The sequence below is a fragment of the Streptomyces sp. NPDC046197 genome (assembly GCF_040646295.1).
Lineage (GTDB): Bacteria > Actinomycetota > Actinomycetes > Streptomycetales > Streptomycetaceae > Streptomyces.
On sequence record NZ_JBEYZY010000013.1, the window covers coordinates 180,068 to 195,803 of the forward strand.

At 69.1% G+C, this 15,736-nt stretch carries 9 protein-coding genes; 1 reads left to right on the forward strand and 8 read right to left on the reverse strand.

Translation table 11 applies throughout. From position 1 onward, the window contains the following. Nucleotides 1-10: 10 nt before the first annotated feature. Entirely contained in the window at nucleotides 11-940 is a 930-nt protein-coding gene (locus AB0A61_RS20460) for a DUF2867 domain-containing protein (RefSeq protein ID WP_361293821.1), read from the forward strand. A gap of 724 nt (nucleotides 941-1,664) precedes the next feature. On the opposite strand, the gene AB0A61_RS20465 is transcribed toward AB0A61_RS20460, so the two are convergent. From AB0A61_RS20465 to AB0A61_RS20500, 8 genes are all read right to left on the reverse strand, one after another. Next, on the reverse strand, nucleotides 1,665-2,138 hold the full coding sequence (locus AB0A61_RS20465) for a flavin reductase family protein (protein ID WP_361293709.1): 474 nt from the start codon (nucleotides 2,136-2,138) through the stop codon (nucleotides 1,665-1,667). Nucleotides 2,139-2,211: 73 nt separating this feature from the next. Then, a complete protein-coding gene (locus AB0A61_RS20470; RefSeq protein ID WP_361293712.1) occupies nucleotides 2,212-3,822 on the reverse strand; it encodes a Rieske 2Fe-2S domain-containing protein in 1,611 nt (536 codons plus the stop codon). A gap of 70 nt (nucleotides 3,823-3,892) precedes the next feature. After that, nucleotides 3,893-5,158 carry a nucleotide sugar dehydrogenase gene (locus AB0A61_RS20475; RefSeq protein WP_361293715.1) on the reverse strand — a complete coding sequence of 422 codons (1,266 nt, stop codon included), beginning with the start codon at nucleotides 5,156-5,158 and terminating at the stop codon, nucleotides 3,893-3,895. Between the two features lie 65 nt (nucleotides 5,159-5,223). Then, complete coding sequence (locus tag AB0A61_RS20480; RefSeq protein WP_361293718.1) at nucleotides 5,224-6,519, reverse strand: phosphodiester glycosidase family protein; 1,296 nt, start codon at nucleotides 6,517-6,519, stop codon at nucleotides 5,224-5,226. After that, complete coding sequence (locus AB0A61_RS20485; protein WP_361293721.1) at nucleotides 6,516-7,526, reverse strand: hypothetical protein; 1,011 nt, start codon at nucleotides 7,524-7,526, stop codon at nucleotides 6,516-6,518. The genes AB0A61_RS20480 and AB0A61_RS20485 overlap by 4 nt, the downstream gene beginning before the upstream one ends. After that, the gene (locus tag AB0A61_RS20490; RefSeq protein ID WP_361293724.1) at nucleotides 7,523-9,067 is read right to left on the reverse strand and encodes a Gfo/Idh/MocA family oxidoreductase; all 1,545 of its coding nucleotides are present in this window, start codon (nucleotides 9,065-9,067) and stop codon (nucleotides 7,523-7,525) included. Before AB0A61_RS20490 ends, AB0A61_RS20485 begins: the two co-directional genes overlap by 4 nt. A 15-nt stretch (nucleotides 9,068-9,082) precedes the next feature. Further along, the gene (locus tag AB0A61_RS20495; protein ID WP_361293727.1) at nucleotides 9,083-11,569 is read right to left on the reverse strand and encodes an SDR family NAD(P)-dependent oxidoreductase; all 2,487 of its coding nucleotides are present in this window, start codon (nucleotides 11,567-11,569) and stop codon (nucleotides 9,083-9,085) included. Next, nucleotides 11,557-15,732 carry a beta-ketoacyl synthase N-terminal-like domain-containing protein gene (locus AB0A61_RS20500; protein WP_361293730.1) on the reverse strand — a complete coding sequence of 1,392 codons (4,176 nt, stop codon included), beginning with the start codon at nucleotides 15,730-15,732 and terminating at the stop codon, nucleotides 11,557-11,559. Before AB0A61_RS20500 ends, AB0A61_RS20495 begins: the two co-directional genes overlap by 13 nt. Nucleotides 15,733-15,736: the final 4 nt, after the last annotated feature.

Here is a 15,736-nt window from a genome sequence, read left to right on the forward strand (position 1 = left end):
GAGGTGCACGATGCGCAGACTCCGCACGGTTCGCAACGTTCATGAACGCACCATCGAGGCTCCGGCTAAGACCGTGGGTGCACTCCTCGACCAGCTCGCCAGTGCCCACGACCCACTCTGGCCTGCTCCCTCGTGGCCTCCCATGCGCTTCGACCGCCCCCTCGGCGTCGGAGCCGACGGCGGACACGGTTTCGTCCGCTACCACGTCACCGCCTACGAGCCCGGCCGCCGCGTCCGCTTCCAGTTCCTCCCTGCCGGGAAGGGTCACCACGAGCTGACGGTGGAGCCCGTGGGGCCGGGCAACTGCCTGATGCGCCACGTGCTGGAACTGTCGCAACGCCGCCGAGATCGCCCGGCGTGGCTGCTGGCGATCCGCTGGGCGCACGACACTGTGGTTGAAGAGCTCCTGGACAACGCCGAGCGAGTCGCGACGGGGACGGTCCGTCGCCCCTCCCGATGGTCCGCCTGGGTCCGGGTGATCAACCGCGTGCTGTGGGAGCGGCCGGTCGCCGTTCCCATACCCTCATCCGCCCACCTGGCCCGTGCGGCGTTCGACCGGACCGACTTCGTCGATGCCTGGCAGATGAGGCTCCGGCCTGGAATGCCGCAGACGCCCGAGGCCTGGCAGCACGTGATGCCCGGTTTCACGCAGCACGCATGCCAGAACGGTGAACTGCTGATGGGCGACGATGCCGGCCACCTGGACTTCCGGGCCTCTCTTCTGCTCCACGACAGCCGGGTCACCTTCACCACGGTGGTCAAGATTCACAACTGGCGCGGCCGGCTCTATTTCGCCGTGGTGAGACAGTTGCATCCCCTCGTGGTCCGAACGATGCTCCGCCGCGCCCATCGGCGCATCGCCCGGTCGACGCCCAGCGCCGGCCAGCGGGCGCTGCCGACCGAGGTGCCACGGCACGCAGCAGACGAACACGTGCCATGAAGAGGGCAGGGCGCCGCCTCGATCCTCAGGGCGGGCTGCGGCTGACGGAGGGAGTTCGCGGAGCGAGGCCTGCTTGGCGGCCGACTCATGTCGGACTGGGCTCGGGAGTGGGGTGGGCCCTTCGGCACCAGTTGCCCGACTCCGGGCACGCGGGTCAAGTCGGCCCAGCGAGCGGGTCGGTGGGCTGCCAGACAACCGGAAGTACTGCATCGACACGGTCTCGGCGCGCCAAGGACAGCAGTTGATCCATGATCGTGCTACCGGTGGGTGCACTGCTCCTGGTGGCTTGCGACTACGGAGGCGGGGCGCGGCTGATGTGGGATATGCAGCCAGCAGCCACGGAGTGCATGGCCAGGTCCGACGGGCTTCCGCGTGATCGCCGGGATCCTGGCGATCGTCGCGCTCGTGACTCGCCTCATTCAGCCAGCCGGCGGCTGAAGGCTTCCAGCTGCAGGGCAGTGACAGGAGCTGTACTGCACACTGACCCTCTTCCAACCCACGGGAAATGCTCGGCAGTTGGCCTGACGGAGGGATGAAGCCGCCGGCCGCCAGGCCCTCCTCGCACTCGCCCACCTCCACAACCCAGTCCGGGGCCGCGGCCGATGAGTCCCACAACCCGATCTGGGCCGCGCCTTGTGACTCGGCCCCCGTAGCCGCCGCGACGGCCTCCGCCACGGAGCCAGTGCCGATGCTGCCTCGATCTCGACCGGATGGCGGTCGGCCTTCACCGGCGGACGTCCTTGTGTGCGTCTCGGCCCGCCAGCCGTGCGTAGCGCCCGCGGTGGCGAACGAGCGGGCCGCCCTCCGTGGCCGGTGCGACCCGGTGGACCCGGGAGACCACGATGTCGTGGTCTCCGGCTCGATGCTCGTCCATCACGGTGCACTCCAACCAGGTCAACGCGCCGTGCAACACGGGCATCCCGCCGGCCGAGGGCGTCCAGGGGACATCGTCGAACTTCTGTGCGCCGCCGCTGGAGAGCCGCACGGACACGCCGTCCTGGTCCTCACTGAGGATGTTGACGCAGATGCCGTCGGCCGCACGCATCCGAGGCCAGGTGCGACTGGTGACCGCGATGCAGAAGAGGACCAGCGGTGGTTCGAGTGACACCGAGACGAACGAGGAGACGGTGAGGCCGAGTGGCCGGCCGCCGTCGTCGAGCGCTGTCACGGCGACCACCCCGCTGGCGAGGCAGCTCAAGACGTCTCGGAACCGTTCCGCGCGCGAGGCCGGCCACGCTGTCCCCGACGAGCCGATGTGCGTACCCGCGGCTTCAGCCACTGAGCCCCCTGCCGTCGTCGACAGTGGGGTAGGCAGCGTCTGCCACTGCTCCTTCGGCGTCGGCGCGCAGCGGCCTCGACGTCAAGCGCCGGCCGTCGCCCACCAGGCATTTGCCGGTGGCGAGGTCGAACTCCCAGCCGTGCATCTGACAGGTCAGTACCCCGTCGTCGACCGTGCCGAAGGCGACCAGATCCGCGTTCATGTGCGGGCACCTGCGCTGAATGACGCGGTCGCCCGCCCGTGCGAAGTCCTTGATGTCGGACGACTCCTCGAAGCAGCTCTCGACGAAGGTCATACGCTCGACGGACAGGCACTGGAAGAACGTGTAGACGTACTCGTTGTAGCCGTCCCGGCGGGAGGCCCCGAACCGGCAGGACAGGAACAGTTCGTTCGCCCAGTCCTCCACGCGCTGCCGGACAAGGTCCTCGACCAAGGGCCTGGCCACCCGGAACCGGTCGCGCCACCTTTCCCCCGCGTACCGGGCGACTCGGCGGTCGAGGAAGTCGAAAACTATCTGTTCGCAACTGTCACCGTCCACGACCTCGAGCAGTACGCGTCCGTTGACCCTGGCGCAGACGTTGTCGGCGATCGCCAGGAGGGGCTCCACCCACTCCTTCAGCTGACCGAGCAGGTCGCTGCGGTCGGTGGGCAGTGCGGTCTTGCCGGCGTCGATCAGCGGTTGCACCTTGCGCTTGTAATCCAGGAGATAGCTGCGGCGGTCGTCCCTGATCCGGGCGATCTCGGCCTCGGGGACCTGATCGATCTCCGCGGTGCCGTCCGGTGCGAGGGTGACGACCGTGCCGGGCAGGAAGAGATGACCGTGCTCATGGCCCCGCTCCCGAAGGAACCGCAGGAAGGCGAACTGGTCGGGGAAGACATTGGTTTCGTCGTTCGCCAGGTCGTTCAGATCGAACAGGTCGTCGTCCAGGAAGCAGGTCGGACCGGCGAAGGGGAAGACATGGGCGGCACCGTAGTGCTCGATGTAACTCACCGCTCGGGACATGCCGTTGTACCGCTTGCGGAGTCCGATGTCGGCCTTCTCCTCGTCGGCGAAGTCGTACACCATGGGATACCAATTCGCGCCGGTGAACTGCACGAAGTGTCCGTGGAGCGGGCCGAGCCGGGCAATGGGCACGGTCTCGACGGGGCGGGAGTCGTTCTGGTTGTAGATCCGTACCCGGCCGTCGTCGACGACCAGCCCGGAGTCGCCGACCGGGCTCTTGGTGGGCTTGGTCAGGGCGTTTACCAGTACGCGCAGGCCGCCGTCGAGCTCGACGACCTCGTTGTTGCGCGTCTGGACGAAGTTCCGGAACCCCAGCGCCTCCAACTCCCGGCGCAGCTCGGGCACAGGATAGTCGGGGAGCAGGACGGTGGTGTCCTTGGACATGTGCTCGTGCAGGAACTGCGCGTCGAAGTGATCGCGGTGCAAATGTGAGACGTACAGGTACTCGGCGTCGGCGAACTGCCTCGGGTCGATGCCGCTGTTGTCGGGGAACGGTACCCATGAGCCGTAGAAGGCCGGATTGAACCAGGGATCGCACACGATTCGGCCGACGGCGGTCTCAAGAAGGAGCCCGGCGTGGCCGAGCGAGGTGATGCGCACGTTCTTTCTCCTCAGGGTGATTGTCCCGCGGGCGCGGAGCGGGAACTCGTGGGTGCCGGGGTCGGCCCGGTCAGAGAACCTCGACCTGCGAGCCATGCGTGCGTCGACGGCAGTCGAAGACGTAGCCGGCGTGTTGCACGACTTCGGCGAAGTCGAAGGAGTCGTGGTCCTCCAGCACGACCACCACGTCCGCGCGAGCGAGTTCGGCCGGGGTGCCCTCGACCTGGCGAGCCCCTTCGAGGGCCTCGCGCGTGCCGGGAGCCTCCGCGGGCACGTGCGGGTCCACGACGTACACGTCGGCGCCGAGCCTCCTGAATTCCTTGATGACCCGGGCGGTGAGCGACTCCCGCACGTCGTCGGTGTTCCGCCGGGCCAGGCCCAGCAGCAGCACCCGTGCTCCGTTGACGGCCCGCGCTCGGGAGTTCAGGCCTTCCGCCACGCGCCTCGCCACGTACAGCGGCATGTCGTGGTTGATGTCGTACGCGGAGTCGACGATCTGGAAGCGCCGGCCGATGCCCCGCTCGACCCACCACGCGAGGTAGTGGGGGTCGATCGGCAGGCAGTGGCCCGCGACTCCCGGCCCCGGGGTGAACTTCATGAAGCCGAAGGGCTTGGATGCGGCCGCCTCGATGGCCTCCCACACATCGACCCCGAGGGCGTGGCTGTGGACGGCAAGTTCGTTGATGAAAGCGATGTTGACGAAACGAAAGGTGTTCTCCAGCAGCTTGGCCAGTTCGGCCTCCGCGCAGCCGGACACCCGCACCGTCTGCCCCACCACTGACCGGTAGAAGGCGTCGACGGCCTCGAGTGACGCTTCGTCGATGCCCGAGACGAGCTTGGGCGTGTTGTGCAGGCCCCACTCGGGTTGCTGGGGGGCCATCCGTTCCGGGCTGAAGCCCAAGTGGAAATCGCGGCCGGCCATCAGGCCCGACCCGGATTCGATGAGGGGGCGCACGACCTCCGTGGTGGTGCCGGGGTATGTGGTCGACTCCAGCACGATCGTCGCGCCCGGGCTGAGCACACGGGCCAGCATGCTCGCGGCGCTCTCGATGCAGCTGAGGTCCGGCGCCCCGTCACGCAGCGGGGTCGGCACACTGATCACGGCGATGTCGAATCCGCTGAGCTCGTTCTCGTCGCTGGTGGGCCGATAGGTCCCGTTGGCCAGGAGAGGCGCGATGTCGGCGCCGGGAATACCGCTGATGTACGACTCGCCGCTGGCCAGCCGCTTCACCTTCCATTCGTCCGTGTCATACCCGATGACCTGGTGTCCGGCCTCGGCCGCGCGGAGCGCGAGCGGGAGTCCCACATATCCTTGCCCGACGACGACTACACGCACTGGTGTGCTCCTCTGACTCAGGTGGACTTGCTGTGTGCTGCGCGGTGGGTGTGTGTGATGCGCCGTCAGCGGCGGCGGAGTACGAAACAGCTGTTGAGGAGCCGCCCTTCAACACCGCGCCAGCGAAAGGCCGTTTCAGGTTCCTGGGGCCACTTGAGGTAGTGCAGGTTTCCCACGACCTCGGTGCGTCCTGAGTCGCAAAACGCGATCTTCGAGGACTGGCCTCCGTCCAGGTGGTAGGCATCGCGCAGGGAGATTCCCTCCCGGTCCAACAGGTCAGCCACCTCTGTGGGGGACACACCGCGAAAGGAATCGGTCAGTGGCGCACCGTCAAAGATCCGGAAGATAATGGCCCGTTCGGTCGTCCAGACGAGCGTGCGGGCGTACCGCACGTCGCGGAACGGGGAGACTCCCAGGGATTCGTCGTACGCCGGGACGGTGCCGGCCGCCGCGTCGGCGACGCTCGGGCCCAGCGAGACGCCGCTCGAGAGCTGGCCGGCCGCGAGGCCGGCGATACTGCAGATCTCCACCTGGGCGCCCGCGCGCAGCTCGCGCGCATCCGCCGCGTCGGCCCGCAGTACGAAACTTCCGGCAAAGAGGTCCGCTCCGCCACCGGGGTGGACCCCGCTGATCACGTGACTGCCCGCCGCGGTACGCGACACCACGGCGTCGACGACCGCTCCGGCCTTCGGGGTGATGTTCTCCTCGGCCCGCACGAAGCGTATGAAGCCGGTCCGTGGGTGGTCCTCGTATCTGATCCGGCAGTTGGCGGCGCCGAACACGGCCAGCGTGCCGTTTCCGATGGCGGCCGACGCCCCGGGCTCCTTCGATCCGACCCAGTCGAACAAGCACCCGTCGATGCGCAGGGTCCCGGTCGCGGGCAGCGTTCGCACTGTCGGCCGACCGCCGTGCACCAGGAGCGCGGGCTTCGTTACGGTCGGCAGGCTCACTGTCGTTCCGGCCCGGCAGCAAAAGTCCAGGCACGGTTCGGCCGGCTGATGGGCCGGGTCGTCCGAGACGTAGGAGAAGGAGCCGTTCACGGCCGCGACGACGCAGTCCGCGGCGCACTGGTCACGCAGATGGAATCCATCCGCGTCCGAGACCGCTTCGACACGTACCGAGTCCAGGTGGAGCCTCAGGGTGTGGGCGTTGGTGAACGCTCCGCCGCCGAGTTCCACCGTCTCGGACGCGAAGTGCACTCCGGGAGCGAGGACCTGCCGCCGGGCGGGCAGGCGCACGGCGAACGACCGCTGGTCGCGGGCGATCTCCTGGATGTCCTGGACCTGGTAGCCGTAGGCGCGAAGCACCTCGAGCGCTCGTCGGTCCTCGTCGTGCAGGAGCTGGGACCCGGCAGGGTTCATGCCGCACCTGCCACCGCGTCGCTCAGACTCTCCGGTGTGATGGTGCCGCGGTCCAGCAGGTGCGCCACCCGGCGGCGGACCTGTCGGCCCTGCTCTGCCGAGGTGGCCATGCGGTACGGAACCGTGGCGTTGTCGAGACGGTAGAAGATCACCCCGGCGGCCACTGTCGCCACCAGCGTCCGTGTGCGGGTGCTCGGCGTCCGTTCGGCGTAGTAGGCGTCGAGCAGCGCGGACACGAGTGCCGGCAGTTGCTGCGGCCGGTTGATGTGGTGCAGCAGTATGTGCGCCAGCAGATAGCCCAGGTCGAACTGCGGTCGGCTGCGGTGCACGTTGTCGAGGTCGCAGAACGCGACCCGGCCGTCCGCCAGGCTGAGGTTCTTCGGCGCCAGGTCCCCCAGTACGAGCCGCTGCGGCACCTGGGCGCGCAGTTCCCGGCAGACCTGCTCCAGCACGGGGTGGCCGCCGGCCCGCAGGCAGTAGTCGAAGGTGTGCTCCCGGAACCAGAGGTCGCCCTGGGAGCGGATGGGAACGCGTACGTCCTTCGTCGCTTCGTGGACGTGGCGCACCGCCGCGCCGAGGCGACCGAGTTCCTCCGGGGTGCCGGAACGCTCGTGGAGGTGGTCCTCGTAGCTGCGTCGGTCGGGGAACACATCGGTCATGACCATGGCATGCGCCTGTGGGTGGAACGCCAGGACCTGCGGGAACATCGAGGGCAGCAGTGCGCCGTACACCTCGAGGGCGCGTCGTTCGTCGGCGATGAGGGCAGGGTCGGTGCGCAGCAACGGGATGCGGGCGAACGTGGCCGCGCGCACCTTCAGCACGACGCTGCCGCGATCTCCCTCCACGCGGAAGACATGGCCGACGTTCCCGCCCGTCAGCCGCGTGATCGCGTCGATGTCCCCGACCTGGGCTCGGCAGTCGGCGAGCACGGCGGGCAGGGCGTCGCCCAGCAGTTCCTCGGGAGTGGGCATGGCGACGGCGGAGAGCTGCCCAGTGGACCGGATCACAGGGGCACGTCCATCAGGTCGCATGTGCTCGGGTCGTTGAGACGGACGGCGGGGGCCGCGGTACCCCCGCCGTGCGGCCGGAAGTCGAGCCGGGCCACCGGGGAGCCGTCGACCCACTGCTGGGCCGCCGAGAGGTACGTACCAGCCATGAGAGCGGCGCCACGCCGGTGGTCGGTGAGCTCGGAAGACATCTGCTCCCTGGTGCGGCGGCCGTTGAGGTACTCCAGGAACTCCTGGATCGCCCGGCGGCGGGACGCAGACTGCGTGGGCTCCTCGGGGCCGGACTCCGAGACGGTGGTGAGGGTGTCGTAGTCGAGCGTCTCGTGCTTCTTCCAGCGCGCGTCGAAGCTGCTGTTGCGGAAGACGTGGACCTCGATGTGCCCCTGCCCGCCGACGCGGTACGGGTCGGCGGCGTCGGTGTCCTGGTCGCCCAGCGTCTGCAGCGAATGGTAGTGAATCGCTTGGAAGGGGCCCTGCTGGATGATGTGGCTCTCGTGTCGGACCCGGCCGTTTCCCTTGTAGAGATTGGCGCGCGCGGGCCTGAATCTGCCGCGCTGGGAGAATCCGTTGTGCACGAGGTTGATGCTGCCGAGCGTCATGGTCCTGCCACCGCTCTTGTAGGCCATGGAGACGAACGCGTCGACCTCGCCGAACGCCTCGGTGGCGGCAAGCAGTTGCGCTTGCGTGTAGGGGTTGGCCGCCTCGAACTCCGGAAAGAGGCGCGCGTAGTCGTTCACGTCGAGCTGGGCGAGGAAGTCGCGCGGGCGGCTGAAGTTCGCGTGGATGTCGACACTGTCGAGTTCCTTGCCCGGCCTCTCACCGGCCCGCAGCAGCCAGGGCACGATGTCGAAGAAGTGATACCCCGAGTGGGCGCACTTGCCGTATCCCTGGTCGAACGAGTGATAGGAGATGTCGATGAGCTCGTTCGGCAGGCGCCACTGACCGTCGCTGTGGAAGGACTGCACCGACGTCACCGGGCAGTTGGTCGCTTCCGCCACCTCGGCGACCAGCCGGTGCATACGGAGGAAGGCGGGGTGGTGGCGACGCTGGCACTGGACGGCCACCAGCACCTCGGGACGGGCGCTGCGGACCGCCTCGTAGCGGGCGAGGACTTCGTCGAAGTCCGTGAGGATGGCCGACGCCTGGAAGGGGTCGACTGAGCAATTGGCGTGCACGCTCAGCGGTTTGTCGAGCAGCACACTCAGGCCGCGCTCCAGGGCCCAGTGGGTGTAGACCATGTGGTACGACGGCTCGGTGGAGATCACGACCGCATCGACGGCATGCTCCCGCACCAAGGAGTCCAAGGTCTCGCGCACCGGGGTCGGCAGCGTGCGGCTCGACGCGTCGAACGGCTCGATGAAGGTCACCGGCAACTCGGGCGTGTCGACGGCCGAGTTGAAGGCGGTGATGTCACCGGCCGCACCGGCGACATCCACACCGATGACGGTGCCGACCAGGCCGACCGGCCGACCGGCCCACAGCGTCGGCAGATGGTTCAGGCGCGCGTGCGGGCCAACGCCTATCACGAGGAAATTCTTCACTTCGCCTTCCTTGCCCTACGACTCGCGCCCGGTCAGTTCGAGGTTGCGGATCCGGGCCATGACTCGCCCGGCGGAGTCGGCCAGGGTCACGCTCAGGTTCTGATCGCCTGTGTCCACCACGGCCCAGCCCTCGAAGCGGCTGCTGCCGAGCTCGGTGTGTACGACCAGTTCCTCCACCGCCGTGGGAAGTCCTCCGTGGCGGGCCCCCGGGTGGAAGACGAGTGTCTGGAGCGCCAGATCGAGCAGGCCGACGTCGAAGAAGGCCCGCCCGCGCACGTCCCCGTCCCAGCCCGCTCCGGAGCGCAGCTCGGCCAGGTGGAGCGGGCCGGAACGCCGGCAGGAGACGATCTCGCGGAAGGCCGGTCCGTAGACGATCCCGTTGGCGGCGAACCGTTCTGCCAGGTCGGTCAGGGGGACCGGCTCCGACCCGTCGAGCAGGACATCGATCCGTGGTGCCGGTTTCTGCCCGGTCAGGGGTTCGATCTCAGCGGTCATGTGCTGGAGCGTGACGGGCACCCAGCTGTGGTCGGGACGGATGGGTGAACTTTCCACTCGGACTCGCAGGATGCCGTCCGCCGTGCGCGCGATCAGGGCCCGCAGCTCCCTGGGGCGATCGGGTGCCAGGGTCAGCGGCTGGTGCATGCGCAGGGTGCGCAGGGTGAATCCTCCGAGGTCGCCGAGGCAGGCGGAGGCGGTCTGGCACACCAGCTCGATGAAGAGGGCGAAGGGCACACGGACGTTGCGGTCCACCTGGTGATCGGCCAGGGCCGCGTCCAGTTCCGGCTGGTAGGTCCACCGGGCCTCCCAGCGTCCGGGACCCGTCTCGTAGCACAGGTCCACCAGGTGTCCCCGGTTCGCGCGAGCGGAGCCCCACGGTCCGGTGTCGCGGGTGGTGGTGGCTTCCGGCGGCATGTCCTCGTACCCGAGGCTCACACATGTCGGGACCCGGCTCGGGCTGCGCAGCAGGGCACCGGCCCAGTCGAGTCCTTCGGACACCTCCATGAACCGGACGTCGCGCTGCTCCAGGGCGGCCCGGGAGGAAGGCCGGACCGCCATCCCCACCTCGGCCCACGCAGGCCAAGCCACCGAACGCACGCGGGCTGCCGGGTAGTCGGCGGCCAGGCGGTACGCCGCGGTGGTGAGGAACTCGCTCGCCCCGGCATAGTCGATCTGACCGGGATTGCCGTACGTTCCCGCTGCCGAGCCGAAGAGCATGATCAGCCGGGTCTCGTCGCCGAGGACCGGACTCAGGTTGTAGAGACCGGCGGTCTTGACCGCGACGGTCCGTTCCCATGAGTCCCGGGTCTTCCCGCACAGGTTCCGGCTCGTCTCCACCCCGGCCCCGTGCAGCAGTGCCTGCACCGGCCCGGTGGTCCTGACCAGTTCCTCGGCGAAGCGGCGAGTGGCGTGCCCGTCGGTGACGTCCAGGCACCTGTATTCGGCGCGGGCGCCCAGGTCACGCAGATGGGTCACGGTGCGCAGGACTTCCAGTGAGTTGCTGATGCGGGCCCAGTGGCGTTCGAACGCTGGAGGCAGCAGTGTCGGATCGTCACGGCGCATCGCCGCGAACTGGCGCCGTTTGTGTTCGTCGAGCTCCTCCGCGGACATGCGCAGGAGTTCGTCGCGGTCTCCCACTCCGAGCGCCGCCCTGACATTGACCAGTTCGGTGGTGCCCAGCAGCAGGTAGCGGCACGGCACCTCCTCGGCCATCATGCGTACGACACGAGCGGTCACTCCGCGGCCGCCGCCGGTGGCGAGGACCGTGTCACCGCGTTCCAGCGGCAACCGGCCTGCGGCACCCGGGATGTCGGCGGGCTGCTCGAAGGCGGGCACGAGCGTGGTGGCGTACGCCTGGTTTCCCGCAAGCCCCCTCTCGACGTGTCCGTGTGAGAGGTCCGACACGAGGTCGAGCAACCGGTCGGCGACGGCGGCGGGGGACACCGACGCGCCGATGTCCAGTGCCACGGTGCGGATCACCGGAAGTTCGGAATGCAGTGCGCGTACCGTGCCGTGCAGCAGTCCGGCGAGCGGGTCACCGGGGCGGGCACCGGACTGTCCGAACCTGCCGTCCGCGCGGGTGACCACGGCGAAGCCGCCTGAGCCTTTCTCCGACCAGCGCCGCCCGAGCGGGGACAGCGTGTGAAACAGCGTCCGTGTCATCCCGCTCGCGTAGAGCCCTTCTTCCGGGCGGAAACCCTGGGCGGGGCGGGCCCGAGCGGTGAATCCCGGCAGGAAGAAGACCCAGTCCGGGAGCGGCCCCGAGGTCAGGCGCTCCGACAGCTGCTCCGCTGCGAGCAACGGCCCGTGGTGGTGCGAAGCGTAGGGGCGTACGGTCTCACGCACCGTCACCACCTCGGTGTGGGCTCCGGCCGCACTGAGCCGGGCCAGCGTCTCGCCGGCGAGGCCGTCTCCGTCGCCGATCACAAGCACGCGCCGGTCGGCCAGTTCGTGCCTCACCTCACGCAGGGTGACGGGTGTGGCGATGGGGATCAGTCCGAGCATGTCGTGGCCTTTCGGGCAGTCACGTCGTGGACCGGTGGAACGTCCGTCAGGCCGATGGCCCAGAGCTGGGCGGCGGCACGGCGCACCTGCGCCAGTTCGCCCCCCTGGGGGTGCATCAGGGTGACGGTGCGAACGTCAGCCGACGCGCCGAGACACTCACCCACGAGGGACGACAACGCCCGCTTCGGGCCGACCTCCACGAAGACGCGCGCTCCACGGTCGTACGCGTCCTGGACCATGGTTTCGAAGTACACGGGGAGCACGAACTGGTCGGCGAGGCTCTGCCGGATCCGTCCGGGCTCCGCGTCCCGTGGATACGGCCGTGAGGTGAGCGTCTCGTACACCGGTACCGAAGGTGTGGTGAGGGGCACCGAGTCGAGAAACGCACGGTAGTCGGGTACGGCGTCCCGCAGCAGCGGCGAGTGGAACGCACGCTCGATGGGCAGCACCCGCGCCTCTACCCCGTCGGCGGTCGCACGCTCGAGTACCCGTCCGACGGCTTCGGCGTGTCCGGCGAGGACGACTTGGCGGCGGCTGTTTCGGTTGGCGATGACTACGTCGTTCTCGTCCGCGCCGATCAGACGAGTCGCCTCCGCGGCAGACGTGAACAGCACGGCCATGCCCTGCCCCGGTCCGCCACGCCCCTGGGCAGCGATGGTGCCGCGGCGGTGAGCCGTGCGTAGCGCATCGGCGAACGGAATCGCGCCGGCGGCCGTCAGCGCGGAGACCTCTCCGAAGCTGTGCCCCAGATGGAAGTCGGCGGGCACGCCGAGGCCGTCGAGCCAGTCGCCCAGGGCGGCACTCACCACGAGCGTGGCGACCTGGCAGTTCTCCGTACGGGACAGCCATCGCTCGCCGGCTGCGGGGTCCCCACGCCAGAAGTCGTCGAGTATTCCCGGTATCTCTGTCGCGAGCACATCGGCTGCGGTCCGTACCTTGTCCTCCGCGCCGTCGATCGCGGTGGCCGTTTCTCTCAGCATCCCGGGGTACTGGCTGCCCTGGCCGGGATAGAGCCGGCAGACGCCGCCGGACGGAAGATCCGTCCGCCCGGTGAACACCCCCATGGCGTCCCACTGTCCGGGGGTGAGCTTGTCCGGGCCGGTGGCGAGGTACCTGCGGACCTTGTCGCGCAACGCCTTGGCCGTGTCAGGGCCTGCGCTCCCGTCGACCACCACGCGGTAGGTGTGGCCCGGGTCGGGCGGCGGCGGAGCTTCGCCGTGCTCGGCGAAGGCGGCCAGGGCGCGGTCCAGATCCGTGCGGCTGGGGGCGGTCCAGATCCCGAAGGTCTGCTCCGGGCTCGCCTCGCGCGGCGCGGTCCGTGTCGCCGCGGGCCGCTCGGTCACGGTGGGCGCGTACTCCTCCAGCACGGCGTGGTAGTTGATGCCGCCGAGGCCGAAGGCGTTCACGGCCGCACGGCGCGGGGCACCGTCCTGCGGGGCGGGCCAGGGCCGTGTCCCGGTCAGCACCTCGAACCGCCGCTGCTCCAGTTCGAGGGCTGGATGCGGGTTCTGGTACCCCGGCGTCGGCACGAGTTCACGGCGAAGGAGGCAGAGCACAGTCTTGATCACCGAGGTCATGCCGGAGGCGCCCTTCTGGTGACCGACGTTTCCCTTCGCGCTGCCGAGGAAGACCGTCTCCTGGTTGCCGAGGACGGATGACAGGGCCTCGACCTCGGACCGGTCGCCCAAAGCGGTAGCGGCTCCGTGGCCTTCGACATAGTTGATGCCGGAGGGCGCCAACCCGGAGTCGCGGTACGTGCGTTCCATGGTGAACCGCCGCCCCTCGGTGCTGGGCGCCAGCAGGCTGCGACCCTTTCCGTCGCTACCGCCGCGCACCTCGCGCACGAGCGCGAGGACTTGGTCTCCGTCGCGTTCCGCGTCGGGCAGCCGCTTGAGACAGAGCAGTCCTGCGCCGCCTCCCATGATGAAGCCGTCGCCCTCTTCGTCGTACGGGCGTCCCACACCGTTCGCACTCAGGGCCCGGATCGCGGCCAGCGCCGTGTGGTTGACCAGGCCCACCCCCATGCCCACGGCCCCGCACAGTACGAAGTCCAGGGTGCGCTGGCGCAGTTCCTGCACCGCCAGGGACAGGGCGGCAAGTCCGGTCGCGCAGGCGGCGCGCACCGCATAGCTCTTGCCGCGCAGGTCGAAGGCGCTGGCCAGGGTCGAAGGCAGGGTGGAGCCGAAACCGGCGACCGAGGTGTCCTGGTTCACGGTGTGGAGCTCGAGCGTGGGGTCGTTCCACAGCTCGTCACGGAGCGCGGTCCACGGGGTCTCGACCCCGCGGGCCCGGGCGAGTCTGCGCAGTCGGCGCAGCCAGGGCATGAACCGCAGCGACTGCATCAGCTCAAATTCACGGTCCGAGTCGGGGAGTTGACCCACGATGCAGCCGGCCCGGGTCGGATCGACGGATGCGGTGGCACGTTCGACCGCGCTCGCCAGGTTGGCCGCGCAGGACAGCAGAACGAGGAATTCGTCGGTGAGGCCCGGTACCTGGTTGGGCAGGATGCGGAACCGGGCGTTGTCCACGGTGCCGGGTACGTCGACGAGCGCCGCGTTTTGCAGGTAGTCGGCCTGGCGTCGCAGGCCCGCGTCCTCCAGGTCCAGGTCGCGGCCGGGCACCCGGACACGCAGGTCCTGCCGACTGGCCAGCCCCTCCCGCAGATTGCGCCAGAATGCGGCCGCGTCCGCGGCGTCGGGCTGAACTGCCTCCAGGCCGACGATGGCGATGGGAGTGCGGTCTCGTCGCAGCGGCGGGCGGCTCCGGCTCGTGGTGGCGCCCTCGGGTCCGGGCTGCTCGAGCAGGAGGTGGTAGTTGATGCCTCCGTATCCGAAGGCGCTCACCCCCACGCGGCGCGGTCGGCCCGCGGCCGGGGCGAGGGCCCCGCTCGTCCGCTGGAGCCGCAGGCGGTCCACGGCCTCGACGATCTCCGGGCGTATGTCGTCGACGTTCACCGTTGGGGGGAGGGCACCGGTTTCGAAGAGGAAGAGTCCGCGCAGCATGCCGACGAGGCCGGCGCTCTCCACCGTGTGACCGATGAGACTCTTGACGGAGCCGAACGGCAGGGGGCTCGAGCGTGTCACCGAGCCGTAGGTGCGCAGCATCGCATCGAACTCGGCTCCGTCTCCGGCGCGGGTCGAGGTGCCGTGCGCCTCCACGTAGTCGACGTCCCCCATGCCGAAGGGCATGCCGTCGAAGGCCCTGCGGATCGCACACTCTTCCGCCTGGGCGGAAGGAGACCAGGTCGATGTGGTCCGGCCGTTGGTGCTGTAGCCGATGTTGCGGATCACGGCGAGCACCGGGCGCCCCTGCTGCCGGGCGTCCGCCAGCCGCATCAGCAAGAGGCCCACTCCGCCCTCGCCCGGTACCAGGCCGTTGGCGGCGGCACCGAAGGGAAAGCTGCCGTCCTTGCTGAGGGTCCGCGCGGCGCTGTTCACGACGAAGATGTCCGGGGTGAGGATCCCCACGGCGGTCACCAAGGCGGCGTCGAACTCCAGCTGATGCAGCCCCATGCAGGCGGAGTGCACCGCTGCGAGCGAGCTGCCGCACGCCGCGTCGATGCCGTAGTGGGTCCCCCGCAGGTCGAAGTAGTTGGCGATGCGTCCACCGATCGTGCCGGACTCCCCGTTGAGAGCGAGGTCCTCGCGTTTGTCGGGGTGCCGCACGCGCTCGTTCTTCTGGTGCTCGTCCAGCACGTCGGCGAGGCCTGGCTCTCGGCGGCGCAGCGCCGCGGCCCAGCGTTCGGACTGTACCTTCATGTTCGCGTTGATCCGGCTGGTCGAACCGCCCGCGACATTGGCGACGATCACCGCCGTCTCTTCCCGGGCCAAGGGTCCGCTCCGCTCGGCCTGATCGATGACGCGGTGCGCCATATCCAGGCCCAGGGCGTGGACCGGGTCCATCCGCTCGATGACGCGTGGCGCGATGCGAAAGGCGCTGCGGTCCAGTTCCCAGGGGTCGAGGAACCCGCCGAGGTTGGTGTACGAGGTGTTGAGGTGCCCCCCGTCGTTCTTGTCGTAGACCTCGCATCCGTCCCAGAAGGCGTCTACCGCCTCACTGATCGAGCAGGTCCCCTCTTGATTGTTCCGGAAGAATTCCTGCAGGTTGGATGCGCCCGGCAGTCTGCACTCCGCAGCCACAACGGCGACCGGTTCGAATTCCATGCTT